This is a genomic window from Phyllobacterium zundukense (assembly GCF_025452195.1).
Classification (GTDB): Bacteria; Pseudomonadota; Alphaproteobacteria; order Rhizobiales; family Rhizobiaceae; genus Phyllobacterium; species Phyllobacterium zundukense_A.
This window is the reverse complement of record NZ_CP104973.1, coordinates 1007602-1031912: the sequence shown is the minus strand read 5'-3', so window position 1 is coordinate 1031912 and position 24311 is coordinate 1007602. Positions and strand designations below refer to the sequence as shown.

Below are 24311 nucleotides of genomic sequence, written 5' to 3'. Positions count from 1 at the left end.
CCCGTACGAATAGTGAAGACATGCAGACGAGCATGCCAGTTCGAGTGTTCGGAGTATGATTTGGAAGACTGGGACCCTAACGTAGTCAAGATGCTCAGCATCTTCATGCCGACCACTTTTGACAGGCGCCTGGCCATCAAGGGGCATTCCCGCTTCGTCCATTACACCACGGCTGAAAATCTGTTTCGCATTCTCGATCAGGAGGAAATACGGTTCCGAAACACGCGATGCATGAACGACTATCGCGATGTGGAACAGGGGGTCATGCAGCTGCACCAGTGGAACAATGACGGGGAAAGCAGCGAGCGCCTTGCGAAAGCGCTTGAAGCCAGCAGCCCAGGGATTTGGGGTGAGGCAATCAAGAAATACTACCACGCGTTGCCGAGCTTGCGCACCCAATCCTATGTCTTGTCGGTCGCCGAACACGATCCTGCTGAAAATGACACCGGGCGGCTGTCGATGTGGCGGGCATACGAAAAAAGCGAAACCGGGGTCGCCGTCGTCGTCAAGGTCGCGCCTTTCATGCAGGTGACGGAGGCCCTTAAAGCCTTCTCCAGCCCGGTGGCGTACTGGACGCGGCACCAGCTCGACGACGAGTTCAAGGTCGTCGCCCAGCGCGTGTCTGCCAACAAGGATTTCCTGTCAAAATTACCGAAGCCCGCACTGATCGAAATGCTGTTCCTGATGCTGGTCTTCGCAGCGACATGCTCCAAACATCCCGGACTGGGCGACGAGCGCGAGTGGCGAGTATTGACCAATCCCCAACTCTGGCCATCACCCCAGCTGATCGAACACCATGACGTCATCAATGGAGTTCCGCAGACGGTCTACCGGATGCCGCTGAAAAACAACCCCGCCGACAATGTGCTGGGTATAGAACTGCCCGAGCTCATCGACCGCGTGATCATTGGTCCGACAGCATATGCCGGGCCGATCCGCGATGCGATCATCGCGAAATTGGCGCAGAGAAAGATTGAAGATCCCGCATCGAAGGTTGTCATATCGGGGATGCCAGTGCGTGCGAAGGCAATGGGGGGGTAGCTTTTCCATGCCTGAATGGAATCGTCCTTCCGGGTGGATTCGGGCCAAACCCATCGGGCTTCGGCATCGTCCGATGGAAAGACATCGGCGTCGCCAAATCCCCTGACCTTGTGACGAATTCCCTCCGGCAGAAGAGACACTATTTAGGCATGAAAGGCTCTGGTAAATGCAGTGTGATCGAACTTCGCGGAATCGTCGTCCTCAAGCCTCCTTTTGATCAAAAACAGACCTAAACTGAACACAACCTCGCTTTAGACGTTCGCGCCGAGGGTACTATTTCCGCCCAAGGAGGATAGTCAGATGCACGACCTAACGATAGTCCTGGCAATCTTCGCTATTGTTCTTCTCGCTTATCAGTCCGAGATCGATGACCGTCCTCCCGTTCAGGACGATGACGGGTCGTAATCCGGATCATTCTGATTAGGTCGTGATTTACTACGCGGTCAATGCGATGGCTATTGAGACAAGGCTGAGCATCGCAAAGACAGCGCGTGCGACATGTGAATATTCCCAGATGTCCCGAAACTGCTTCCAGTCCTCTTTGCCGGCTTTACCGGCGAAACTCGAAAAGAAGGCGTTTCCGGCGCCGGATAGTTTGGTATCCCTCAGCCAGAAATTGTTCACTCTGTGGGTGAACGTCCAATAGATGAGATTGACGACGACGAGGCAAGCCAGCGCTATAGCGCTCCACCAGAAGCGCGAAGTGCCATAGGGCAGGATAAAGAGTAGAATGGCGAGAGCCACGATACCGCCAAATTCGCCGACCAGACCGCCCAGAGTGAAGCCCGGGTAATAGATTGGCTGGACGATGCTGTATGTATCCTTGTCGAGCCGCTTCTTCCCTGGAAACTCCAGGGCATGCGCCAATGAAAGTCCCATCGCAACGGCAACGAGCAGCAGCGATAGAATATGCATGAAGTTATCCATGACGAATTCTCCCGATGGTGATCCTGAAAGAATGACGTATCGGAGTTCGTCATTCTGACAAACGGATCAGCTCTAGTGGGCGACGCCGGCAATATCGTCCGGAAGACCAACGGAATGGGCAATGCGATGCAACTTCCCCGGCTCGGTGTTTTCGCCCATCTCGATGCCGTTGAGTTCATCGACGGTCAGGCCGCACGCGATAGCGAGATCCTCGACAGTGTAGTTGAATTTTTGCTTGATCATTTTCACCAGATTTACGCTGGAGGCGATGGCGGAAGCCGTCGTTTCAATCGTATCGGCCATGGCGGATCTCCGGATCTGGCAGGTTTCGGTCTCCCGAAATGCCCTGGACCATGTTTGGTTCCCAGCGGAGACGGCAGATACTAAAATCGAAATGGTCTTGACGTAGTGCATATGCACACTTATATTGCGGGTATGAGTGAAACATCATCCATGCACGCCTGCAATGGTTTCGCGACGAGACGTGCTGCTCGTTACATCACGAGGCTTTACGAGCGGCATCTTGCGGCAGCGCACGTGACGAGCACCCAGTTCTCGATATTGGTGCTGCTCAATGAGAGACCGGGTATCACGATGAGCGAGCTTGCGCAGGCAATGGTCATGGACAGGACGTCACTCGTACGGGCCATCAAACCAATGCAACGCGATGGCTGGCTTAAAACGGAGCCGGCTCAAAATGAGCCGCGAAAGCTGGTGCTGTCACTGACTGAACCGGGTCAGAGCAAGGTTCGGGAGGCCAGACCGTTGTGGCAAAAGGCCCAGCAGGAATTCGAGGCCCAGGTAGGGTCCGAGCGAGCCGCACAATGGCGGCACGATTTTCTGGAAATGACACACAGTACCTAGAATGTATCAGAAATTGAAATTGCGTGCCAAATAGTGTGCATACGCACATAACGTTACAAAATGTAGGAGACTGAAATGACTGGATATTTGAAAATCGCTGGCAGTGCCGCCCTGTATGGTATGGTTGCCGCTACATCGCCGGTTCAGGCCACCGAACCAGATCACAATGTCAAAGAAGGCCAGGCCGTCGTTACGACCCTTGGTAGTGATACGTCCGCTGTAACCTACTGGGTCAGCCAAGCCGATGGCTGGCATGTCGTGACAACAGTCGATACGAAGAACGCAGCCATCAGTTCCGGGACCGGAAATCACGCCGTGGTAAGGTTCTCCGCGGTGCTGCAGCCGGGCCAGTCCCACTCGATCTCGATCCCCGTTGCCGTTGGAGAGAAACAGCCGGCGCTGCATATCCGGCGCGTGGCGGACCGGATCGAGGTGGAGACAGAGCCGACACTTTTGAACTAGCGGGATACCGCACTACTGCACGAGCGATCTGGACTGGTTGATCCAGTCGATCGCTTCGTGATGCGGCATGGGCTTCGCAAAGTAATGGCCTTGCATGCTCACGCACCCGAGTTGCCGCAGAATGCGCAGGTCTGCTTCCGTTTCAACGCCTTCGGCGACAACTTCGATTCCGAGCGACTTGCCGAGGCCGAGAATGGATTGCACCACTTTGCGATCGTCCACTGACTGAGCGATGCCGTAGACGAAAGAACGGTCGATCTTGATCCGGTCGACATGCAATTGCCGCAGCGATGACATCGACGAATAGCCGACGCCAAAATCGTCGATGGCAATGCGCACGCCCTCTTTGGCCAACGCAGCCAGTTTGCCTTGCACCGAGCTGATGTCCTTTGCAGTGTCTTCGGTGATCTCGATCTCCAGCATGGAAGCCGGCAGATCGAGTTTGCGCAGTTTGGTGATGATAAGATCGTCCACGGCGAGTTGAGACATCTCGCGCGGGGACATGTTCATCGCCACACGCAAATGACCGAGGTTCATTGCGCGCAATGTCTGCATCATGGTGCAGACGTCCTTCAATATGTATCGGAACAGCGGTTCGGCGAGTCCGGAAAACGATGCCACCGCTACCAGGTCCGTCGGGGGAATCCAGCCATGTCGCGGGTGGTTCCATCGTACAAGCGCTTCGAGATCGGTAATCTTGCGCCCGCCATTTCCAAAAATTGGCTGAAACCAGACCTCCAATGCGTCATTGCTCAATGCCTTGGCAACGTCGCGCTCTATATCGCGCCGCATCGCGAGGTGATCGCGCAAATCGTCGTCGAACACATAATGCCGATTGCGGCCCTGTGACTTCGCCCTGTAAAGCGCCGCATCTGCACGGACCAGCATCTCGTCGACGTCACGTTCGCTGGATACGCAAACGCCGATGCTGACGCCGATACGGCCGGCATCGAAGGTGGCGAACGGAATGGATATTGCGGCGATCAACTTGGTCGCCAGTATCGACGGCGTATCGTCATGACGCGCGGTGTCGAGCAGAACGGCAAACTCATCTCCACCCAGACGTGCCACAAGTACGTCGTTACTCAGACTCTGACGAAGCCTCCTGCCGACTTCCACAAGCACCCTGTCGCCCGCTTTGTGACCGAACGCGTCGTTGATCGATTTGAAGCCATCGAGATCGAGAAGCATGAGCGCGAACCCGGCCTCGCCGGAGGACGGTAAAGACGCAACCTCCTGCATGAACCCGCTGCGGTTGAGAAGTCCGGTCAGTTCATCGTGAGTGGCGCGATGTCCCATTTTGGCAGCGGCTTGCGTCGCCTGATCCCTGGCCACTTCCAGCGAAATTGCCATTGCGGTGGCCTCGTTCTTCAGCCTGCTGGACTGACGGAACAATGCTTCGCTTTCCCGTGCGCCGCGTATGAGGGCGGCGAGGTAAATGATCGTCGTTGCTGCCAGACAATACCGGTCAAAGCCACCGGCATAGACGAGGCATCCGGCAACCGACAGTAGAACCGGTACAATGTAACAGATTGGCATCAGCGCATAGGCAAAGCCGGCGGTAATTGCGCCCGCAGTAATTCCACACAGGACGACCAGGTAGAATATCGATTGCGGGGCGGTATAACCGTCGCACAGAATTGCGACGAAGGCCCATACCACACCTGAGGCCGCCGCCACGAGCGACTGCAGGAAAAGATGTTGTCTTACCGAGGCGGGGTCCAGATTCTTTGGCTCCACCGGGCCGCCGGGATCAAGCAGCCGCACCGGAAAACGGCACAGAAGCATCCGGACCACATTCACGAGGCTGGAAGCGAGAAACCACAACAAACCGGCCAGTCCTTGTCCGTAGTGAAGGGCGACGAGCAGACTGATCAACCCCAGGATAATACTGACGGGAACGGAAATAAGCATGCTGCGGCGCACGGCCAATAGCTGGTCGGCGGCGATCAGATGCCGCAAGGGCAGCGCAAGCGCTTCTGCAGGTTGGTTGGGGCTCATCGCGTCTCTGCCAGAAATGCATTGTTATTATTGCTGGAAGGCAACTTAACCGCCTTCTGTATAATTATTGGTAACTTTTGCGAGCAGGCAGAGACGCTCACCATTGGAGCGTTAATTTTTCAGGCCGCGGTCAGCGCAATAGGTCATGAACTCTTCCGGCAACATCATGCCTTCGCCTTCGACCTCCACCTGCAGCACCGGATATTTCTGTACTGCGCGGAAGGCGTCCTTGGCGCATGGGTATTTGATTGCCGTTATCGTCAACCTTCCCTCGACAATGAACACGCGGACGGTCGTGTCTAGCCGGGACATCGCCGTGGCTCCTCTGTATGTGCTTCGATATGGCCCTTAGATAGTCATTGCAATGCATTCAGAAAAGAGCCCGGGGCATGATCTCGCTTATGCTGTCCATGCCGAGCCGCGGATGACGCTGCAGAAGTTGCCACGGTGAAAATGCGGATCCTTGTCGGCAAGCACATCGGCCTTGACGTTGCCGAAGGTGGTGTCGGGCTTGTGCTTGATGCCATCATAGAAGGCCTGGATGATATCCTCCTTGAAGTGATCGCTGCGTGGATGGGCGTGGACGACAGTCTCCCGCTCCATATCGCTGTATTCGGCATAGGTCAGCCCGAGCACATCCATTTCAACGCCTGCGGTCACGAGTGCGACGACCGGGTGCATGTGCTGCGGTATGCCGGGTGTCGTATGCAGAGCGATGGCGGTCCAGACGAGATCGATGTCGGTCAGGGCGATGCCATGTCCGCGCAGGAAATCGCGCGCGGCGTTGGCACCATCGACCTCGAACCGCTCATGCGCACTGCTGTGCTGACGGGTGAGGCCCATATCGTGGAACATGGCGCCGGTATAGAGCAGCTCCGGGTCGAACCTGAGGCCGCGATGCTTGCCGGAGAGCGCGCCGAAATAATAGACGCGGCTCGAATGGTGAAACAACAACGGCGAAGCGGTGTCGCGGACCAGTTCGGTGACCTCGCGTGCGAGCTTGCTGTCAGGGATGCTGACCCCTTCGATTGTCAATGCCATGGAACTCTCCTTCTTTCCGTTGGCAAAGTGTAGGGGATGCGCTAGTTTGGCTGCAATAAACGTATTACGTCAAAAACAGACATTCTCCGCCAGAAAGGGACACGGGATCGATGCCGAGCGGGCCGTTGAGGGTTGCGATACTGGCTGTACCCGGTGTTCAGCTGCTGGATGTGTCAGGGCCGCTCGACGTTTTTGCCGAGGCGAATGCGCAGGCCGGCCGGACGGTCTACGAGCTTTGCGTCCTCGGCACCCGGCATGGCGCCATCCGAAGTTCATCGGGTGTGCGGCTGATGCCGGACATGGTGCTCGGGGAAAGCCCGAACCCGAAGATCGATACGTTGCTGGTGGCGGGTGCGCCCAATGCGGCGGACGTGCCGCAGGGTGGCGGGATGGTCGAGTGGCTTCGATCGACGGTACCGGTCGCGCGCCGCTATGGCTCGGTCTGCAGCGGCGCGTTTTTCCTGGCGCAGGCGGGCCTGCTGGACGGAAAGCGGGTCACGACCCATTGGGCGGTGGCCGAGCGGCTGGTCCGGGAATTTCCGGGGGTGAGCGTGGACGCTGACGCACTCCACATCCGCGACGGCCGCCTGTGGACGGCAGCGGGCGTAACCGCCGGTCTCGATCTGGCCCTGGCTCTGGTCGAGGAGGATCTCGGCCGCGAAGTGGCGATGAGGGTAGCGGGACAGCTCGTGATGTTCTTCAAGCGGCCCGGCGGGCAGATGCAGTTCAGCCGGAAAGGCGAGGCGGCGCCTGTTGGGCGGTCGGCACTGCAGGAGGTGCAGCGATGGGTCGCCGCAAACCCCGCCGAAGACCATAGTGTCGGCAGCCTCGCGCAGCGAACGGGGTTGAGCGCACGCCATTTCGCCAGGCTCTTCCGCCAGGAGGTCGGCATGACGCCGGGGGACTGGGTGGAGGAAGCCCGCGTCGCCGCCGCACGGGAGCTGCTGGAGAGCGGAGACGCTGCCCCGAAGCAGGTAGCCGGACAATGCGGCTTTGCCGATGTCGACACGCTGCGCCGCGCCTTTGTCCGGCGGGTTGGTGTGACGCCGGCGGAGTACCGCAAGCGATACGCGAGGGAGGACATGAAAGTCGCCACTTCGCGAAACAGATAGGGGCTACGTCTATATGGGCGCAAGCCACCCAAGCGCGGTTGCATGCGGAACGCTGTGGCGCGCTGGAGTTGCACCAAACTTTGTTCGTGTCATATTCACATCGAAATGGACCTGCCTACCGGATTGGACAAAGGAACATGATGATCTTGCTCTTGGCACTTCTGATCGGGATCGTAGCTGGTTTGCGTGCGATGACGGCCCCGGCGGCTATCAGCTGGGCGGCGCATCTCGGTTGGCTGCATCTCGGCGACAGTTGGCTCGCATTCCTCGGTTATGCACTCACACCCTGGATATTCACCCTCCTGGCAATCGTGGAGCTGGTCACCGATCAACTGCCGTCCACGCCAAGCCGAAAGGTCCCGGTGCAATTCGGTGCACGTATTGTCATGGGAGCCTTGTGCGGCGCGGCGATTGGAATCAGCGGCGGTTTGGCCATAGGCGGTGCTGTCGCCGGCGTGATCGGCGCAGTAGTTGGCACTCTGGCGGGCGCCGACATCCGCGGGCGCTTGGCCAGGAGCTTTGGTCAGGACCGGCCCGCCGCGATCATCGAGGACGTCGTGGCAATAGTTGCTGCATTCCTGATCGTCGCTGCTTTGCCGTGAGCGATAATGGCTTCAACCGGGCAGGGTGGGGGGAACTCCCGGAACACCTTCGCGCGGCTCTCCGTCAAGAGGTCTGGATGACGCCGGGGATTGGGTGACAAAAGTCCGCGTCACCGCCGCACGAGAACTGCAGGAGACCGGAGACGCTGCCCCGAAGCAGGTAGCCGGACGCTGCGGCTTTGCCGATGTCGACACGCTGCGGCGCGTCTTTGTCCGGCGGGTTGGTGTGACGCTGGCGGAGTACCGGAAGAGGTATGGGGGGATGGGTGAGGAGTGGTGGAAATGGGGGTGCCAGCGATAATGGCAATGCGGATCATCGCGCCTGCAACGTCGCTCCGGAATACACTTTGAATCCCGTCGCCGCGATTAACAGGTTTACCGACGACACGAATCTGCGACCACAAAGCTGTGACTGGTGCACGCTACAGGCCGAATACCCATCGAACCAACGACAAGCTATTTGCCTACCTTGACCACTATTGCTGTAAGGTTGGGTGAATCCATGCCCTTGAATTGAGTGGCCAGGCTCACCTTGTCTGTCCCGCTATAACCATCCGAGGACGTGTAATAGGCTACGGGACCAGTGTATTTCCTGGAGTTGCATTTGAACCGGATGTTGCTCTTCGGAAATTTAGGATCAAACGCCTCAACAACGATATCGATTTTTCCATGCGCTGGTTGTGAGGTCACCTTCATGGAGGGCACTACGCCGGGCGAACAATCTTCATTAGCCTGAAAATTTCGCCAAAGGGCAGTTCGTTGTCCGGATAGTGCTATCTTCTCTACATTGACATATTGCGAGTTCGTCGCGTCGGGACCCTTGTGAGTTACGCACGCAGATATCGCGACCGAAAATGTTACCAGCACCGCGACGGTGGAGATTCTTCTCATGTTCATCTTCGCCTTGATCCCATTCTCATGTTCGACTCCGAGCATCTAGCTCTCTCAAGCTTGCCTGAACATGGAATTGTCTGAACTGGTGTACGAGGGGAAGCCACAAACGAAAAAGCCCCGGAAAACCGAGGCTTATTCAAGACATTAACGAACAGTCGCGAACGTTAGCGTATTTGGAAATGGTGCCCAGAAGAGGACTCGAACCTCCACGCCTTGCGGCACACGGACCTGAACCGTGCGCGTCTACCAATTCCGCCATCTGGGCAGCGGGGTTCCATGTAAGGGGCGCTTCAGAGTCTGTCAATCCATTTGCCGGGGAATTCGTCAGCGATTGTCAGCCTTTGGCGCGCCGCCCGGTCAGCCTTCGAGAACTTTCTTGGAAGCGACCGTCGAATCCGCGTTGAGCTTGTAGACGATCGGAACGCCGGTCGCGATTTCCTGTGCGACGATCTCCTCGCCCGTCAGGCCGTCCAGAGCCATGACCAGCGAGCGCAGCGAATTGCCATGCGCGACCACCAGCACATTTTCGCCGCGCAGCACATGCGGCTGCATGTCGTGCATGTAATAAGGCCAGACGCGCGCGCCGGTATCGCGCAGGCTTTCGCCGCCGGGCGGCGGAACGTCATAGGAGCGGCGCCAGACATGCACCTGCTCTTCGCCCCACTTGACGCGGGCATCATCCTTGTTGAGACCGGACAGGTCGCCATAGTCACGTTCGTTCAAGGCCTGGTCGCGGATCGTTTCGAGGCCGGTCTGGCCAACCTCTTCGAGAATGTGGTCGAGGGTCGCCTCGGCGCGCGAGAGCACCGAGGTAAAGGCGATGTCGAAATGCAATCCCATGGCCTTCAGCCGCTGGCCCGCATCCTTGGCTTCCTCGTGGCCGAGCTCGGTCAGCGCGGGGTCGCGCCAGCCGGTGAAGAGGTTCTTCAAATTCCATTCGCTCTGGCCATGGCGGACAAGGACGAGGGTTCCGGACATTGCAGTACTCCTGTTTGACAGACTTATGAATTGAGACCGAGAACGTCGGACATGGAATAAAGGCCGGGTTTGCGGCCTCTGCCCCACAGCGCTGCCTTGACGGCGCCGCGCGCGAATATCGTGCGATCTTCCGCATGGTGCGAAAGGGTGATGCGCTCGCCCTGACCGGCAAGGATGACGGAATGGTCGCCGACGACGGATCCGCCGCGCAATGCGGCAAAACCGATCGTGCCGTTTTCGCGTGGCCCCGTATGGCCGTCGCGCACCCGCACGCTATGCTGGCCGAGCCCGATGTCGCGGCCTTCGGCTGCGGCTTCGCCGAGCAGCAATGCGGTGCCCGAGGGCGCATCGACCTTGTGCTTGTGGTGCATTTCCAGAATCTCGATGTCGAAATCATCCGCGCCGAGCGCACGCGCCGCCTGTTTGACGAGGACGGCGAGCAGATTGACGCCGAGGCTCATATTGCCAGATTTGATGACGACCGCATGACGGGCGGCTGCGGCGATCTTTGCTTCGTTGTCGCTCGTGCAGCCGGTCGTGCCGATGACGTGGACGATACGCGCCTGTGCTGCCAGCCCGGAAAACGCCACGGTCGCGGCGGGCGTCGTGAAATCGAGCACGCCCTCGACGCGGGCAAATGCTGTGGCCGCGTCATCGGTGATCGGAACGCCAAGATTGCCGACGCCGGCAAGGTCACCCGCATCAGCGCCGATATGGGGTGAGCCGGGCCTTTCAATGGCTCCGGCAAGTATCGCGCCGGGGGTGGCGTGAATGACGCGGATCAACGTCTGGCCCATGCGCCCCGCGGCACCGACGACTGCAAGTCTCATTGGTGTCGTGGGCTGTTCCGCTCTGCTCATTCGGCTGGTCTCGCTATCCGATGGGATACTTCTTCGCTGTCATCGATGATGGGCGACTCTTCCTTGCCCTGCAACTGGTAGAAGCGGGCATAGACCCCGTTGGGACGGGCGAGCAACGTTTCGTGCACGCCTTCCTCCACGACCCGGCCGGCCTCCATGACGACGATATGGTCGGCGTTGACGATGGTCGACAGGCGGTGGGCAATGACGATCGTGGTACGCCCCTGCATGACGCGCTCCAGTGCCTGCTGCACGCGTTTTTCCGATTCATTGTCGAGTGCGGACGTCGCTTCGTCGAGAAGAAGGATGGACGCATTGCGGACGATGGCGCGGGCGATGGAAAGACGCTGGCGCTGGCCACCGGAAAGGGTCACGCCGTTCTCGCCGACTTCCGTGCCATAGCTCTGCGGCTGCTGGCGGATGAACTCGTCGGCGTTGGCAAGCTTCGCCGCCTCGATGATCTCCTCATCGGTGGCATCCGGTCGGCCGTAGCGGATATTGTCGGCGATCGTTCCTTCGAAGAGATAGGGTTGCTGCGAGACATAGGCGATCTGCTGGCGCAGCGAGCGCTTGCTGACATAGGCGATATCCTGCCCATCGACGAGAATACGCCCGCCATTGATATCGTAGAAGCGTTGGACAAGGCCGATCAGCGTCGATTTGCCTGCGCCGGAAGCGCCGATGATGGCGGTGGTCTTGCCGGCTTCCGCCGTGAAGCTGATGCCATGCAGCACCGGCACGCCATTGCCATAGCTGAAGTTGACATTGTCGAATTGCACCTCACCGCTCTGCACGGTTATCGGCACGGCGCCGATGCTGTCCGCCTGACGCGGCTCGATATCGAGGATCTCGTAAATCATGCGCGCATTGACCAGCGAACGTTCGAGTCCAACCTGGACACGCGCCAGACGGCGCACGGGATCATAGGCGAGCAGTACTGCAGTCATGAAGCCGAACATGGCACCGGGCGGCTCGGCATTGTAGACAGCGCGGTAGCCCGTATAGATGATCATCGAAGCGATGGCGATGCCGGCGATGAGTTCGGTGATCGGCGTCATACGCTCCGAAACACGAGCGATCTTGTTGGCGCGTTCCTCGGCCCGCTTGATCAGCGCGCTGATCTTGATGCGCAACTGGTCTTCCATCGTGAACGCCTTGACGATGGCGATGCCCTGCGTCGCCTCCTGCATGGCGCCGAGCAGATGCGAGTTCAGCGTCACGGATTCGCGATGGATGCTGCGCAGCCGTCTCGCCAGGTAGCGGACCACAAGTATCAACGGCGGCCCGACGAGCAGCGCGATCAGCGACAGGAATGGATCGAGCAAAACCATGCTCACGATGAGCGCGATCAGCGTCGGCACGTCCTTGGCAATGGTCGTGACGACGATATCCAAAAGCTCGCGCACACCGCCGACGTTCTGGTTGATACGGGCAGCAAGCTGGCCAGAGCGGGTGTCGTGATAGAAATCGAGGCCGAGCTTCATCAGGTGATCGAAGACGCGGGCTTGATAACGCGCAACGATGTTATTGCCGATTCTCGCCATGGTGACGGACTGGACATAAGTCGCAATGCCGCGAATGACGAAAGCACCAAGAATGCCGAGACTGATCGGAAGTATGAGGTCCTCGCGGCGTTCGTAATAGATCTTGTTGATCACGTCCTTGAAGATATAGGCGACGAAAGCCGTCGTGCAGGCAACCGCAAGCATGGCGACGATGGCAATGGCATAGGAAGACCGGTGATCGCGGACATTTTCGCCAAGAACCCGGCCGATGACGCGCTTCGCCTCGGATGGATCGATCTTCTTTTTCCTGGTCTGTTCGCTCATTAGAGGCGGCAACTCGCTGGTACCAAAAATCCGGCAAAGGCATTGCTTTTGCCGCTTATTCAGAGCCCGTTTCGAAACTCTACTGCGGCGGTCATCTGATGCGATTTTCTGTGCTTCCGGTGCTCACGTACTCAATATACGCTCCGCTCCGGTTCTCGAAAACCGCGCCATATGTCTCGCCGCAGCGACTTTCCAAACGGGCTCTACGTCCCTATAGCGTTATTGACCCGGCTTGCCTATCGGTTTTGGCCGCGGTTTCGCAGGGATTGGACGAGTGTTGCTCTTGTGCCTACGCTGACTTAGGGTCATCTATAATGATAGTTCCAAAAGTTGCGCGAAATATGGGTTTCTTCCCTTAAGTTCAGAGCGAGTACCTCGATCTTGTAGGCGTCCCCTGTTAAATACGAAAATCGCGTCACTATTGACCATGGCACTAGCTCGATGGCTAATGGTAATGACTGTTCTTGTTTTGAAATAATCAGCCAGCTTTTCCAGTACTTTTCGTTCGGTCACCACATCCAAGGAGGATGTACCCTCGTCAACGATCACAATAGAGGGGCTGGTGAGAAATAAACGAGCAAAGGAAATCCTTTGCCTTTGTCCACCTGAAAGTTTTGTTCCACGGTCGCCTAAGAGTGTGTCCAACTTTTCAGGTAATTGATCAAAGAATTCTCCTAGGCCTGCATTTATCAGTGCCTCCACTAACTGGTTATCGTCCGCGTCAGGTTTGGCCATCAATAGATTGAAACGCAGGGTGTCCTTGAAGATCATAACATCTTGCGAAACCACTCCCACGGTTCCATTAAGAGTCGCCGGATCAATGTCCTCCAGATTAACTCCAAATACTTGAATTTGTCCCGACGACGGTTCGTATTGGCCTGTTAAAATCTTGACGAGCGTACTTTTTCCGGAACCACTTTCGCCCGTCCATATAATGCTATTGCCCGAACGGATTTCAAACGAAACATCTTCCAATGCATTGTGCGAAGATTGCATATAGGAAAAAGAAAGCTGCGTGACCTTTAGTGCAATCTTGTTGTTGGAAAATATTGGCGAAATTGCTTTGGGAGCGCGTGTTACTTGGTCACGAATGCGGGACAGAAAAGCTCCAAATGTCATTACCGACTGGTTAACTTCTGTAAACATACTGCCCAAGTTTTCAATGGGGCTAGCTAAAATCACAATATACGACGCAACCATAACAAACTCGCCAATGGTCACACTACCAGCGATCACGCCATAAACAACTTGCAAAAAGCTGACAACGTAGAGAGTTGTAAAGAGCGTCGTATTCAATAAAAGCATAAGTATAGTGGTACGCCAATATTCGGACTGTGTGGCGCGGTCTTGATCCAACACGCCGGTATAACGTGCGAAGAAAAAATCAAAAGAACCATACTGTTTCGCAACAGAAATGTTGGCTATAGAATCGACTAACACCGAGTGCGATTGCCGCCCAGCGTCCATCAATTTAATCTTCTTATCATATAATTTTTTTGTGAAGTATGCGTTATTTATAGAGAACGCGAGTATATATATAATGAAATACACCACTACGGGGTAATTTTCGGTATACAACAGAACGAGGAAGGATGAAGCGATTTGAATAATGGGTGATACCACGCTCCCCGAAAAACTTCGGATAATTACGTAAAAGTCATTGTTTGCTTGGTTTAGTTCTTGAGAAAGATCGCCGGAATTCTTAATTGTGAAAAAGTCCGCCTTTTGTCCAATAATGTAGCGAAAATAGATCTTCGACAAAACGTTAACAACGTCGAGCCGGAGCATGCTTTGAAAATACAACGACAAAGTCGATGAGAATCTGCCGACCGCGAGACAGACGAGATAGATCGAAGCCCATAAGAATATCGTGTTTGAGGAGATACCTGCGGCGAGATTGCCACTGGCAACCAAATCTGTAATCTTGGAAAGGGCGAATGGCGCAATTCCAAATATTATCGATGTGCCTATGGTGATGGCCATTATCGAAGCGCACCTGTACTTGGTGGTACGTTCCAGATCATAAAGCACAAACATCCACAGGCTTGACCAATTCGTCATCAATATTATCCCGTCTCTGCCCCACATCTGTGGATGTGGCGAGCAATTCTCCAAATCAAACTAGTTAAATCGATACAGTGGTTTTCGGATGAATGTCTCTAACTGATACATTCTGAGAAGCGCCGGCAAGTCATCTGTCAACGCAATGTGAGCATTATATGAAATGCATGAATTCAGTTTGGATACATAAATGCCCAACGTTCTGGCAACAGTTCCCTCACAAAGGGCTTTGTTAAAATTGTCATGGTTTCTTCTAAGTACATTAAACAGGAAGCCAGAAGATGATCGCTTTGTTCTTCGCCACGCCACTTCGTTGCGGCTATATTCATATAGTGCTTTCCTGATGGGCAAACGGTCAAATGTATCGGAGTATAATTTGCTTACGGGTAGATTGATTACGTAACTCACCATGTTCTGAAGCACGAATGGGCTCAAAGATATATTTTCGAGTGAATCGATGCGGGGACAAGAATGGAGGACCGACAGGATGCCAAGCAAATGCTGATATTTTGCGCTTCGCGGATCAGCGCCCATCAGCAAATGGTGTCGGCGACTGGGGACGGTGCTACTGGCCTGACACCATTCTGAACGATGTTGGTCGCAGCTTCGACGCGGATGTCCGATTCTCAAGAGATTCGCAATAGTTGTAAGGATCACCGGAAATACAAACTCTTTTTTCAGAGTGCAGAACTTCACTATTTCCTTCACTGCGTTTACGACGTCGCCATAATAAAACGCATCATATCCAATCGCCCTACTTGGGTTCTGCAGAAACAAATGTTCTCCGCCATGTCCGTTCAATTGTAATAAGTCGTGCGAATGGGTTGCGTTCACTTTTGGGTCGTGATTGTCAGGTTTTTCGGAACCATCTAACAATTCCATTATATCAACATCATATGGCGAAGTGACGGTATCAAGCGTACATAGGGTAAAACGCTTTTTCTCCATGGACGGCACCTTCGCTCTCAACTCCACAATATCTCGCCCGCGAGAAGCCGCTACCGACCTCGCCTCATCGATCTCAGTCGAATTCGGATCTTCGGTCGTCGTCGTATGCAGACACGAGAAATCAAAGCCCAATCCATCAAGGACAAAAAACAATGTGCTTGAGTCGAGGCCACCCGAGAACATCAGAGAGACACTCTTAAAAAGCGGAACGAAGGTCTGCATGTTGTGCTTATGGATATCAATGATGTCACTGCAATCAGGTATCGCTGCTGTGATTCCATTTCGATCAATAAGACCATTCCGGTGAAAAGTAAGAATTTCCCCAAGCATTATCTGGCTAACATTCGCGAATGCGGTATCTCCATTATAGGTGTGGTCGTTTAGAATGAAATTCGTGCAGTACTCGACGTTTAAAGGTGCCGCTGTATTATTAGACAGGGACTGCAAGAAAGCAGGGTCCGTAGCGAGAATGAATCCATCACTGCCATCGCTAAAGAAGCAATCCTTGCCGCGATACAAGCTTGAAAAAACGGTCACGCCCTTGTCGCCTACTACGATACACAGAAAAAATCCCACTGCAGATTCCAGCGTCTTCGCCAGGTGAACTAAACAGTGATGATCATACGGATTTATCTTGGTACTGCCGCTGAATGCCATTCCAAAATAGAAACCATGTTTTTTTCGATGGTCGCGATCAAGAATAAATCGCCGCAATATATAGTACATCCTGACAAGACATGTTTGGACATCCCGCGTTTAGCTGCGAAGATAGCTACTCTTGTGGCATTTTCTGTTGAGATTTTGTCCTGATGTAGAATAAACATCAACACTCCAACAGGACTGCGAGTTTGTTGCGGAGTGCGGGATCATCATTGATCACTGTTCCATCATGCTCAACCCAGGCATGCGCACAGAATGGTCTTGTCTTGGCGCCGATGATGAGCTTCAGAGCTATCTTTTGGATCGCGCAAGGAGCACAAGTGCTAGTGCATATGTCAGGCATTTGTTGCCACTGAAATCGAATATAAAAGTTTTGTTTAGGGCAGATATGATTCTAGAAAGTTTATCACGTTCGCGATCGAGGTCGCCGCAAATGCTGTTTGTTGCGACAGTTCCACCAAGTCTTTTTAGAATTCCTCGATATCCTGCCAGCCTGACTATCAGCCCGCTCCGCCAAAGGGCAGCCAGTGCTTTGGCACAGTCCGCTCGCTTAAAATTTTCAGCAACATGGACTGGTGTAATCCATCTGTGATCATAATATCCTTGATGTTCAACAGCCGGTATTAGTTTCGGGGGGCAGAGCTTTTATCGAGTACGTCTAATGACAACAACGCCCGGAGAGTATCGGAACTCTCCTGTAGAAATGGCTCAGAAAAAACTTTATTTACTCGCGTACGGTCAACATCGTGGAGCACCGTAAAACGATTTCGTGATGTGTTCAGAAGTATCAAATCATCTGAGTAATGCGCTGCTTTTATGTTATTTCGGAGGATATAATACATTATTGTAGAGCACAAAATTGTTGTTTGGAGGAAGAGGACCGATTAATAATCGGTCCTCACAATTGATATTTACCCGTAAAAAGTAACAGGGGGTCCTTTGCAACGGGAGGGCACCCCGGGCCTGGACTTGCAGGGCCCGTCATCATCCAAAAAAGGATCAGGGAAATATTCTGGGACTGGACCTTTATCACCCAAAGTGAGTCTGGTGGCACTCTCGGTCAATTTCGTAATAACAATGCCAGAAACGTTGCTCATTTCAAAAGTCACGCGCTTAAATCTCGCCAACATCATATCTCCTTGGTAAAAATCACAATAATACTAAAGTATAGTTATAAAAGGGCGGCGTCTGAGACAGAAATATAAGTAAACGTCTCATGTTAATGAGAACATACAGAAACATAGAAGTAAATACGAGGTTGACGTATTTTTTTGCAAAGGCTCGTATGGCGGCGCAGAGGCGGAATTGGCGCGAACGACGTCATTCGCTCCAAGGCTTGTTGGCAACCGAAACTGGCGTTTCAATTGGCTTCGCTAGCCCCGAACGAATCATCTCCGGCGAGACAATTCTATTTAGGCATGAAAAACGCTAGTCGCGTCGCCAGCGCCGTCCCTCGATGGAAACCCCAAAGCGGGTCGGTGTCCGCGCGAACGCGGATAGGCCGCTGAGCGCCGCGAGCGGATGGGTAATGACATAAACCGGCGTCTCACGCAGGATCTCTCCATGCGGTGCCTTGTCCTCGAAAGCTTGGCGAAAAGCCGGATCCTTCAACGGTTCGATGATCTTCTGGACGATGCCGCCGGCGAGGTAAACGCCGCCGCGGGCTATGAACGTCAGGGCGAAATCACCGGCAAGGCGGCCGAGATAGATGACAAATAGCGCCAGGGTTTCCTTGGCCTCAGCGGATTCTCCGGAAAGGCCGGCCGAAGTGATATCGGCTGGCGTCTGCAGTGTCGCATCGGTACCGTTAACCTTGCAGATCGCGCGATAGATATTCTGCAGACCACGGCCGCAGAGCAGCTGTTCGCCCGAGATGCGCCCCTCGATATGCTCGAGATGCGGGAAGATCTCGAGATCGCGTGGCGTGCGTGGCCCCATATCCACGTGGCCGCCTTCGCCGGGAACCGGGACCCAGCTCGAGCGTGCGCGGACCATGCCGGCGACGCCAAGGCCGGTGCCGGGTCCGAGCACGGCGCGGCTGCCATGCGGATCGCCTGCACCGCCGCCGAGTTTTTCCAGATGCTTGGGTTCTAGCGACACGACGGCGAGCGCCTGCGCTTCGAAATCGTTGAGCACGGTGATATCGCGCAGGCCGAGTGTCTCCATCATCTGGTGCGGCTTGACCACCCACGCGCAATTGGTGAGATCGATTTCGTCGCCTTCCACCGGACCGGCGATGGCGAGGACCGCCGAACGCGGCTGGATTGAGGTATGGTCGAGAATGGCGTTCTGGATCGCCTCGTCGATGGTCGGATAATCGGCGGTCTGCAAAACCGGAAATTCCTTCGGGTCCGCATAAGCGTCGACCAGAATGGCAAATCGCGCATTGGTACCACCGATGTCACCAACCAGGATCGGAAACTTCATGATGTGGTCGGTATCTGCCTGTGTAACCATTATCGCTTCCCTATTTTAGTGTTACTGCGACCTTTGCGTGTCGTTCAGAGCGCGCGGCGCAGTAAGTGTATTTTCCGCTGCGTCATCGCGCAGCAAACCTCGCTTTTGCACCAGAACCTCGGCTGTCGCCCGATTCAAGGCCATCGGAATATCGTAGACGCTTGCGAGCCGCATCAGCGCCTTGACGTCGACATCATGCGGCATTGGAGACAGCGGGTCGACAAAGAAAATCAATCCGTCGATCTTCCCCTCGGCAATCAGTGCGCCGATCTGCTGGTCGCCGCCGAGCGGTCCGCTCTTCACTCGCGCGATGGTCAGCGAAGGGCAAGCATCCTGAACGAGCCCGCCCGTCGTACCTGTGGCGACGATCGTGCAAGGAGCAAGCAACCTTTCATAGGTGCGGGCAAAATCCACCATGTCGTCCTTTTTCTGGTCATGCGCGATCAACGCGAGGCGAAATGGCTGTGTCATGAAAACTCTGTATCGGGTCCAACCCTAAATCGATTGAAACCCTATACTCAATTCATGACAGCATGAAAAGGCCGGAGGTAGTTCGAAGTTGAATTATCTGCCCGACGGCGATTAATGCTTCTGCAGATGCAAGGCCGCAAGCACCGCAGCCACAGCAACGATCGGAATCAACAAAGATAGATAATTGTATATGGTCATTATAGCATCTCGCTCAGATGGCGTGTTGCATAGTAATGGAGGACAACCCCAAGCACAAGGCACACCCCCGCCGACAGCGCCATGAACAGGAAAACATCGCCCTTCATAACCGGATCATATGCGGCGCGCGTGATTGGAGTGAATACGCCGATCAGGACTACACCGATTGCCAGTCCATTGATGAAGTTGGCTCGAAGTTTGATCCGTTCGATCTCACTGGCAGTCATGAGTTGCACGCCGAGCTGACCTCAGCCAGATAATCAGGCCAGCGAGTTGTTAGACTTGAATAAAAATCTCTCATAATATCTTCCTCGTAAAAGAAGATACTGGACACAATCTCTACCAAAAGAAAATCCCAACGCGGTAAATTTCGCCTTTTTTGGTGGTCATTGACCTTGCGCCGGCACGTCTTCCGGCAAATCGCCGCCTTCCGGGGCATAGGCCGTTGCCGGAGTTCCCGCCGCAGCAGGCTGCGCAACTTTCGCACCTGCGCCGTAGGTCACTTGATCAACCGATTTCGGCCCTGGCGCGTTGAGGATCATCGCGCAAGCCTTCGGCAGATCGGAGAGCATTGTCACCTTCGGCTTCTTGGGTTTGGCAGGTTCGGGTGCCTTTTTCCACGGCTCATCCGTAAACCACCACGCCAGCGACTTGCCACAACCGTCATCGGCACCGATCGGCTCCTGCGGCTTGCAATTGGGTGATCCCGGCTGGCATTTTATACGCACATGGAAATGGTAATAATGTCCCCAGTAGGGCCGGACCTTCGCCATCCAGCTGCGATCGCCCTGAACACTGTCGCACAGCTTCTTCTTGATGCCGGGGTGTACGAAAATGCGTTCGACTTCGGGGTAGCTGGCAGCGCGTTTCAGAAGCGCCGTTCGTGACTGGGTCCATCTGTCCGGATCGACATAGAGTGTGTCGCCCTTGAGCATGGAGGTTGCTGCCACATTCTCACGCTGATCGTCGGTAAAGCGCTGTTTCGGCATCGGCGTCAGCCAGATATCGGCGTCCAGTCCCACCTGATGCGAGGCATGTCCGGTCAGCATCGGGCCACCGCGCGGCTGCGATATGTCGCCCACGAGCAGACCCGGCCAACCATCCTTCGTCGCGGCATCGCGCGCCAGCCTTTCCAGGAGGGCGATCATGCGCGGATGTCCCCAGCGGCGATTGCGCGACAGGCGCATAACTTGCCAGGCCGGTCCATCCACGGGCAACGCGACACCGCCTGCAAGACAGCCTTTGGAGTAAAAACCCGCCGATTGAGGTGCACTGACGGTCGGAAGGCTCTGTGCTCCGAACAATTGCTTGGCAGGACCATCCACGGCAATGGCATCGATGGTGCTGGTGAACGAAATGAGTGCGCCGAGGGCGAGACGCAACAGGGTTTTCGATTTCATGATCGCTGTCCCCACAAGTGACCTTGGCGAATTTATGCTTCGGATCGGGGCTTTATGATGGCCAGATTCGCGGGAAAGTCGCAATATAGCAATGCGGACCTCACATTGATTCGAACGGAACATCGCCATGAAAGCAGTCATTTTCGAGCAATTCGGCCAGGCGCCGCGCGTGCAGAGTGTTGCGGACCCAACACCCGCTGCAACGGGCGTGGTCATCAAGGTCGAGGCGACGGGCCTCTGCCGCAGCGACTGGCATGGCTGGATGGGCCACGACGCCGATATCGTCCTGCCGCATGTGCCGGGGCACGAACTGGCCGGGACCGTGCAGGCTGTAGGCAAGCACGTGACGCAATGGAAGGTTGGCCAGCGCGTCACCGTGCCATTCGTCGGCGGCTGCGGCCATTGTTTTGAATGCAATTCCGGCAACCATCAGGTGTGCGAAAACCAGTTTCAGCCGGGCTTCACCGCCTGGGGTTCCTTCGCGGAATATGTGGCGGTGGATTTTGCCGATACCAATCTCGTCGCGCTACCAGATACGCTGGATTTTGCCACGGCGGCAAGCCTCGGCTGCCGCTTCGTTACATCGTTTCGCGCAATCGTCGATCAGGCAAAGGTCAAGCCGGGTGAATGGGTGGCGGTGCATGGCTGCGGCGGCGTTGGTCTTTCGGCGGTCATGATCGCGACGGCGATGGGTGCCAATGTTATCGCCATCGACCTGACCGAAGAGAAACTTGCCTTCGCCCGCGAGCTTGGCGCAGTTGCGACGATAAATGGCCGCGAGAGGCAGGATGTGATCGGTGCGGTGCGGGAAATTACCAAGGGCGGAGCGCACGTCTCCATCGATGCGCTCGGCCATCCATCGACCTGTTTCAACTCCATCGCCAATCTGCGCCGCCGCGGCCGGCACGTGCAGGTGGGACTAATGCTTGGCGACCACGCGCATCCGCCGATCCCGATGGACAAGGTCATCGCCCATGAGCTCGAGATCTATGGCAGCCACGGCATGCAGGCTTTCCGCTACAAGGCGCTGATGGACATGCTTGAAACGGGTAAGTTGCAGCCGCAAAAACTGATCGGCAAGGAGATCGCGCTGGATGATGCACCCGCAGCGCTCATGGCGATGGACCGGTTCGAGGGACTGGGGATTAACGTGATAACGCGGTTTTAGAGACCTTTGCCAATCCACCCTGACGAGCATCCAATGCGATTTTCTGCGCTTCCGGTGCTCATGGACCCAAAAGTCCACTGCGCTCCGGTTCTCGAAAACCGCACCAGCTGCCTCGTCAGGCTGAATTCTCAAAACGGTCTCTAGCGCCAGCGGCGCTATTTCCAGCTGCCATCGCGCCACATGGTGGCAAAGGCGGTGCCGTAATCGGGATAGCGGAAGGAAAAGCCGAGCGCCTTGATGCGCTTATTGGAAACGCGTTTGTTCTCGCCGTAGAACGAGCGTGCCATCGGCGTCAGCGGTGCTGTATCGAAATCGGCCTCTTCCGGCGGTTCGACGCCCATCAGCTCCGCCGCATAGGCGACGACGTCCTGCGGCGGTGCAGGTTCATCATCCGTTATGTTGAAAACGCCGGCCTCATTGCGCAGGCTGAGAAAAACCAGTGCACCGGCAATATCATCGACATGGATACGGTTGAACACCTGCCCGCTTTTGTTCAGCCGGCGCGCGCTGCCGTTGGCGAGATTGACGAAAGCGTTGCGTCCCGGCCCGTAAATGCCGGCAAGCCTCAGGATAGCGAGCGGAACACCGCGCTCATCGGCCAGTTGCTGCCAGCCCTGCTCGGCGGCGACACGTTCGGTGGAACGGGCGGAAAGCGGGTGGCATGGTGTAGTCTCGTCGACCCATGCACCGCCATGATTGCCATAGACGCCAACGGTGGAAAGATAGCCGATCCATTGCAGCTTGGGCATGGCGTGCCGAATGGTCTTGCCAAACTGTGCCAGCACCGGATCGCCGCTCTGCCCGGGTGACGTCGAGATGACGAGATGCGTGACACCGGCGAGAACATCGACGATCTCCTGTGAGGCATGGGTACCGTGAAACAGGAACGGCGTGATGCCATCCTTCTTGAGATCTGAAAATTTGGCGCTATCGCGCGTCGTCCCGCCGATGAAATCCGCTTGACCATCGATGACTTTGGCAAAGGCTCGCGCCGAGTATCCGGCACCGAAGAGAAAAATATTCATTATTGATTTTTCGCGGCTTTGTGCCACTCGGTCAAGACGCTCGCGTCATTTTCCTGCGCGGCTCCGTGCATGCGCAGGGCTGCGAACCGGTCTGCATCCATCAGTTCACCCAACGCCCATACGGCGGCGCCGCGCACAAGTGGTGAGGGATCGGCGAGATGTATCTTGACGGCTTCGATGAGGACCGGGTCGCCGGAATTGCCGCTGGCGATAAGCACGTTGCGCATGAAACGGTCGCGGCCGATGCGCTTGATAGGTGACCCCGAGAACATCGTGCGGAATGCCGCGTCGTCCAGCATCAGCAGCGATGCGAGCGATGGCGATCTCAGTTCATCGCGCGCCTGTAGCTTGGTTTCACGCGCAGTCTCGGCAAATTTGTTCCAGGGGCAGACGGCCAGACAATCATCGCAGCCATAGATGCGGTTGCCCATCGCCTTACGGAACTCGAGCGGGATGGGTTCCTTGTGCTCGATGGTGAGGTAGGAGATGCAGCGCCCTGCATCGAGTTGATAAGGTGCGGGGAATGCGTTGGTCGGGCACACGTCGAGGCAGGCGTGACACGAGCCGCAATGATCCGCCTCGCGTTCATCAGGCGGCAATTCCGCCGTGGTGAAGATCGTGCCGAGAAACAGCCAGGAGCCATGGCTGCGGCTGACGAGATTGGTGTGCTTGCCCTGCCAGCCGAGACCGGCGGCTTCGGCCAGCGGCTTTTCCATTACCGGTGCCGTATCGACGAAGACTTTCAGATCTTCGCCTGCGGCACGGGAGGCGAAACGGCTGGCGACGCCTTTGAGCTTGCCTTTGATGATGTCGTGATAATCGCGGTTCTGTGCATAGACGGAAATCGCGGCCTTATCCTTGTGCTGGAGGATTGCCAGAGGATCGCTGTCCGGTCCGTAGTTCATGGCAAGCACGATGATCGAACGCACCTCCGGCCAAAGGGTTTGCGGACTGGCGCGGCGCTCTTCCGTTTCCTGCATCCAGTCCATGCTGGCGTGGCGTCCGAGCGCCAGATAGTGGCGCAGGCGCTCTTCGGCGAACGGGATGGCATCCGGGCGCGTGATGGCGACCAGATCGAAGCCAGCGGCACGCGATTCCTCAAGAATGAACTGCTTCAGCCGTTGTTGTTGGTTTGAGTTCATTTGCATGAACCTTGTCAGAGACCGCCGTCTCTCTGTTTTCGTAAGCACCCACCTCTCCGTAATCCTCGGGCTTGACCCGAGGACCCATGGCAGAGGAGCGCCACTGTCTTGGAAAACTGCGAGGAAATCCAGAGAGCGCTATAAGAGTTGATTGAGGGATAGCCATCTGG

At 55.8% G+C, this 24311-nt stretch carries 26 protein-coding genes and 1 tRNA gene; 7 read left to right on the top strand and 20 right to left on the bottom strand.

Going from position 1 to position 24311, the window contains the following annotated elements; all coding sequences use genetic code 11:
• Nucleotides 1-60 precede the first annotated feature (60 nt).
• Nucleotides 61-1041 carry a DUF2971 domain-containing protein gene (locus tag N8E88_RS17395; protein ID WP_262294772.1) on the top strand — a complete coding sequence of 327 codons (981 nt, stop codon included), beginning with the start codon at nt 61-63 and terminating at the stop codon, nt 1039-1041.
• Nucleotides 1042-1476: 435 nt separating this feature from the next.
• On the opposite strand, the gene N8E88_RS17390 is transcribed toward N8E88_RS17395, so the two are convergent.
• Complete coding sequence (locus tag N8E88_RS17390) at nt 1477-1968, bottom strand: DUF1772 domain-containing protein (RefSeq protein WP_262294771.1); 492 nt, start codon at nt 1966-1968, stop codon at nt 1477-1479.
• A gap of 72 nt (nt 1969-2040) precedes the next feature.
• A complete protein-coding gene (locus N8E88_RS17385; RefSeq protein ID WP_262294770.1) occupies nt 2041-2271 on the bottom strand; it encodes an XRE family transcriptional regulator in 231 nt (76 codons plus the stop codon).
• Nucleotides 2272-2382: 111 nt separating this feature from the next.
• Between N8E88_RS17385 and N8E88_RS17380 the strand changes: the two genes are divergently transcribed.
• Together N8E88_RS17380 and N8E88_RS17375 are read left to right on the top strand one after the other, a co-directional pair.
• A complete protein-coding gene (locus N8E88_RS17380; protein ID WP_262294769.1) occupies nt 2383-2832 on the top strand; it encodes a MarR family winged helix-turn-helix transcriptional regulator in 450 nt (149 codons plus the stop codon).
• Between the two features lie 75 nt (nt 2833-2907).
• The gene (locus N8E88_RS17375) at nt 2908-3294 is read left to right on the top strand and encodes a hypothetical protein (RefSeq protein ID WP_262294768.1); all 387 of its coding nucleotides are present in this window, start codon (nt 2908-2910) and stop codon (nt 3292-3294) included.
• Nucleotides 3295-3306: 12 nt separating this feature from the next.
• Here the strand turns inward: N8E88_RS17375 and N8E88_RS17370 are convergent, their stop codons facing one another.
• The 3 genes from N8E88_RS17370 to N8E88_RS17360 all read right to left on the bottom strand — a co-directional run bounded on the left by N8E88_RS17370 (nt 3307) and on the right by N8E88_RS17360 (nt 6336).
• Complete coding sequence (locus N8E88_RS17370) at nt 3307-5295, bottom strand: putative bifunctional diguanylate cyclase/phosphodiesterase (RefSeq protein ID WP_262294767.1); 1989 nt, start codon at nt 5293-5295, stop codon at nt 3307-3309.
• 111 nt (nt 5296-5406) lie between these two features.
• Entirely contained in the window at nt 5407-5607 is a 201-nt protein-coding gene (locus N8E88_RS17365; protein ID WP_262294766.1) for a hypothetical protein, read from the bottom strand.
• Nucleotides 5608-5694: 87 nt separating this feature from the next.
• Complete coding sequence (locus tag N8E88_RS17360; protein WP_262294765.1) at nt 5695-6336, bottom strand: HD domain-containing protein; 642 nt, start codon at nt 6334-6336, stop codon at nt 5695-5697.
• A 110-nt stretch (nt 6337-6446) separates the two neighbouring features.
• On the opposite strand from N8E88_RS17360, the gene N8E88_RS17355 reads away from it, so the two are divergent.
• The 3 genes from N8E88_RS17355 to N8E88_RS17345 all read left to right on the top strand — a co-directional run bounded on the left by N8E88_RS17355 (nt 6447) and on the right by N8E88_RS17345 (nt 8351).
• Nucleotides 6447-7448: a GlxA family transcriptional regulator gene (locus N8E88_RS17355; protein ID WP_262294764.1), complete on the top strand. Its 1002-nt coding sequence runs from the start codon at nt 6447-6449 to the stop codon at nt 7446-7448.
• Between the two features lie 140 nt (nt 7449-7588).
• Nucleotides 7589-8050 (top strand): DUF4126 domain-containing protein, encoded by a 462-nt coding sequence (locus N8E88_RS17350; RefSeq protein ID WP_262295513.1) that lies wholly within the window; start codon nt 7589-7591, stop codon nt 8048-8050.
• Nucleotides 8051-8144: 94 nt separating this feature from the next.
• Complete coding sequence (locus tag N8E88_RS17345; RefSeq protein WP_315975297.1) at nt 8145-8351, top strand: helix-turn-helix domain-containing protein; 207 nt, start codon at nt 8145-8147, stop codon at nt 8349-8351.
• Nucleotides 8352-8506: 155 nt separating this feature from the next.
• Here N8E88_RS17345 and N8E88_RS17340 read toward each other — a convergent pair whose 3' ends face one another.
• The 13 genes from N8E88_RS17340 to mepA all read right to left on the bottom strand — a co-directional run bounded on the left by N8E88_RS17340 (nt 8507) and on the right by mepA (nt 20806).
• Complete coding sequence (locus N8E88_RS17340) at nt 8507-8986, bottom strand: hypothetical protein (protein WP_262294763.1); 480 nt, start codon at nt 8984-8986, stop codon at nt 8507-8509.
• Nucleotides 8987-9124: 138 nt separating this feature from the next.
• Nucleotides 9125-9209 (bottom strand) — tRNA-Leu (locus tag N8E88_RS17335).
• Between the two features lie 92 nt (nt 9210-9301).
• On the bottom strand, nt 9302-9922 hold the full coding sequence (locus N8E88_RS17330; RefSeq protein ID WP_262294762.1) for a 2,3-bisphosphoglycerate-dependent phosphoglycerate mutase: 621 nt from the start codon (nt 9920-9922) through the stop codon (nt 9302-9304).
• A gap of 23 nt (nt 9923-9945) precedes the next feature.
• A complete protein-coding gene (gene dapB, locus N8E88_RS17325; RefSeq protein ID WP_410010684.1) occupies nt 9946-10752 on the bottom strand; it encodes a 4-hydroxy-tetrahydrodipicolinate reductase in 807 nt (268 codons plus the stop codon).
• Between the two features lie 26 nt (nt 10753-10778).
• Nucleotides 10779-12611: an ABC transporter ATP-binding protein gene (locus N8E88_RS17320; RefSeq protein WP_262294760.1), complete on the bottom strand. Its 1833-nt coding sequence runs from the start codon at nt 12609-12611 to the stop codon at nt 10779-10781.
• Between the two features lie 309 nt (nt 12612-12920).
• On the bottom strand, nt 12921-14672 hold the full coding sequence (locus N8E88_RS17315) for an ABC transporter ATP-binding protein (protein ID WP_262294759.1): 1752 nt from the start codon (nt 14670-14672) through the stop codon (nt 12921-12923).
• Nucleotides 14673-14732: 60 nt separating this feature from the next.
• A complete protein-coding gene (locus tag N8E88_RS17310) occupies nt 14733-16334 on the bottom strand; it encodes an adenine nucleotide alpha hydrolase family protein (protein WP_262294758.1) in 1602 nt (533 codons plus the stop codon).
• 109 nt (nt 16335-16443) lie between these two features.
• Nucleotides 16444-16623, bottom strand: a complete 180-nt coding sequence (locus N8E88_RS31865; RefSeq protein ID WP_410010656.1) for a lasso peptide biosynthesis B2 protein — start codon at nt 16621-16623, stop codon at nt 16444-16446.
• Between the two features lie 568 nt (nt 16624-17191).
• Nucleotides 17192-17377 (bottom strand): acinetodin/klebsidin/J25 family lasso peptide, encoded by a 186-nt coding sequence (locus N8E88_RS31860; RefSeq protein WP_410010683.1) that lies wholly within the window; start codon nt 17375-17377, stop codon nt 17192-17194.
• Nucleotides 17378-17708: 331 nt separating this feature from the next.
• Nucleotides 17709-18737: a glucokinase gene (locus tag N8E88_RS17305; RefSeq protein WP_262294757.1), complete on the bottom strand. Its 1029-nt coding sequence runs from the start codon at nt 18735-18737 to the stop codon at nt 17709-17711.
• 21 nt (nt 18738-18758) lie between these two features.
• Entirely contained in the window at nt 18759-19208 is a 450-nt protein-coding gene (locus N8E88_RS17300; RefSeq protein WP_262294756.1) for a methylglyoxal synthase, read from the bottom strand.
• 197 nt (nt 19209-19405) lie between these two features.
• A complete protein-coding gene (locus N8E88_RS17295) occupies nt 19406-19633 on the bottom strand; it encodes a hypothetical protein (protein ID WP_262294755.1) in 228 nt (75 codons plus the stop codon).
• Between the two features lie 159 nt (nt 19634-19792).
• Complete coding sequence (mepA, locus tag N8E88_RS17290) at nt 19793-20806, bottom strand: penicillin-insensitive murein endopeptidase (RefSeq protein ID WP_262294754.1); 1014 nt, start codon at nt 20804-20806, stop codon at nt 19793-19795.
• A gap of 127 nt (nt 20807-20933) precedes the next feature.
• On the opposite strand from mepA, the gene N8E88_RS17285 reads away from it, so the two are divergent.
• Entirely contained in the window at nt 20934-21974 is a 1041-nt protein-coding gene (locus tag N8E88_RS17285) for a zinc-dependent alcohol dehydrogenase family protein (protein ID WP_262294753.1), read from the top strand.
• Nucleotides 21975-22129: 155 nt separating this feature from the next.
• On the opposite strand, the gene N8E88_RS17280 is transcribed toward N8E88_RS17285, so the two are convergent.
• Both N8E88_RS17280 and queG read right to left on the bottom strand, forming a co-directional pair.
• Complete coding sequence (locus N8E88_RS17280; protein ID WP_262294752.1) at nt 22130-22999, bottom strand: SDR family oxidoreductase; 870 nt, start codon at nt 22997-22999, stop codon at nt 22130-22132.
• On the bottom strand, nt 22999-24147 hold the full coding sequence (queG, locus tag N8E88_RS17275) for a tRNA epoxyqueuosine(34) reductase QueG (protein ID WP_262294751.1): 1149 nt from the start codon (nt 24145-24147) through the stop codon (nt 22999-23001). Before queG ends, N8E88_RS17280 begins: the two co-directional genes overlap by 1 nt.
• Nucleotides 24148-24311: the final 164 nt, after the last annotated feature.

What these genes read in the sequence shown, in the direction of transcription:
- N8E88_RS17390 (WP_262294771.1), bottom strand. Translation starts at nt 1,968, where the DNA reads ATGGATAACTTCATGCATATTCTATCGCTGCTGCTCGTTGCCGTTGCG.
- N8E88_RS17385 (WP_262294770.1), bottom strand. Translation starts at nt 2,271, where the DNA reads ATGGCCGATACGATTGAAACGACGGCTTCCGCCATCGCCTCCAGCGTA.
- N8E88_RS17380 (WP_262294769.1), top strand. Translation starts at nt 2,383, where the DNA reads ATGCACACTTATATTGCGGGTATGAGTGAAACATCATCCATGCACGCC.
- N8E88_RS17375 (WP_262294768.1), top strand. Translation starts at nt 2,908, where the DNA reads ATGACTGGATATTTGAAAATCGCTGGCAGTGCCGCCCTGTATGGTATG.
- N8E88_RS17370 (WP_262294767.1), bottom strand. Translation starts at nt 5,295, where the DNA reads ATGAGCCCCAACCAACCTGCAGAAGCGCTTGCGCTGCCCTTGCGGCAT.
- N8E88_RS17365 (WP_262294766.1), bottom strand. Translation starts at nt 5,607, where the DNA reads ATGTCCCGGCTAGACACGACCGTCCGCGTGTTCATTGTCGAGGGAAGG.
- N8E88_RS17360 (WP_262294765.1), bottom strand. Translation starts at nt 6,336, where the DNA reads ATGGCATTGACAATCGAAGGGGTCAGCATCCCTGACAGCAAGCTCGCA.
- N8E88_RS17355 (WP_262294764.1), top strand. Translation starts at nt 6,447, where the DNA reads ATGCCGAGCGGGCCGTTGAGGGTTGCGATACTGGCTGTACCCGGTGTT.
- N8E88_RS17350 (WP_262295513.1), top strand. Translation starts at nt 7,589, where the DNA reads ATGATCTTGCTCTTGGCACTTCTGATCGGGATCGTAGCTGGTTTGCGT.
- N8E88_RS17340 (WP_262294763.1), bottom strand. Translation starts at nt 8,986, where the DNA reads ATGCTCGGAGTCGAACATGAGAATGGGATCAAGGCGAAGATGAACATG.
- N8E88_RS17330 (WP_262294762.1), bottom strand. Translation starts at nt 9,922, where the DNA reads ATGTCCGGAACCCTCGTCCTTGTCCGCCATGGCCAGAGCGAATGGAAT.
- dapB (WP_410010684.1), bottom strand. Translation starts at nt 10,752, where the DNA reads ATGAGACTTGCAGTCGTCGGTGCCGCGGGGCGCATGGGCCAGACGTTG.
- N8E88_RS17320 (WP_262294760.1), bottom strand. Translation starts at nt 12,611, where the DNA reads ATGAGCGAACAGACCAGGAAAAAGAAGATCGATCCATCCGAGGCGAAG.
- N8E88_RS17315 (WP_262294759.1), bottom strand. Translation starts at nt 14,672, where the DNA reads ATGACGAATTGGTCAAGCCTGTGGATGTTTGTGCTTTATGATCTGGAA.
- N8E88_RS31865 (WP_410010656.1), bottom strand. Translation starts at nt 16,623, where the DNA reads ATGCCTGACATATGCACTAGCACTTGTGCTCCTTGCGCGATCCAAAAG.
- N8E88_RS31860 (WP_410010683.1), bottom strand. Translation starts at nt 17,377, where the DNA reads ATGAGCAACGTTTCTGGCATTGTTATTACGAAATTGACCGAGAGTGCC.
- N8E88_RS17305 (WP_262294757.1), bottom strand. Translation starts at nt 18,737, where the DNA reads ATGGTTACACAGGCAGATACCGACCACATCATGAAGTTTCCGATCCTG.
- N8E88_RS17300 (WP_262294756.1), bottom strand. Translation starts at nt 19,208, where the DNA reads ATGACACAGCCATTTCGCCTCGCGTTGATCGCGCATGACCAGAAAAAG.
- N8E88_RS17295 (WP_262294755.1), bottom strand. Translation starts at nt 19,633, where the DNA reads ATGACTGCCAGTGAGATCGAACGGATCAAACTTCGAGCCAACTTCATC.
- mepA (WP_262294754.1), bottom strand. Translation starts at nt 20,806, where the DNA reads ATGAAATCGAAAACCCTGTTGCGTCTCGCCCTCGGCGCACTCATTTCG.
- N8E88_RS17285 (WP_262294753.1), top strand. Translation starts at nt 20,934, where the DNA reads ATGAAAGCAGTCATTTTCGAGCAATTCGGCCAGGCGCCGCGCGTGCAG.
- N8E88_RS17280 (WP_262294752.1), bottom strand. Translation starts at nt 22,999, where the DNA reads ATGAATATTTTTCTCTTCGGTGCCGGATACTCGGCGCGAGCCTTTGCC.
- queG (WP_262294751.1), bottom strand. Translation starts at nt 24,147, where the DNA reads ATGCAAATGAACTCAAACCAACAACAACGGCTGAAGCAGTTCATTCTT.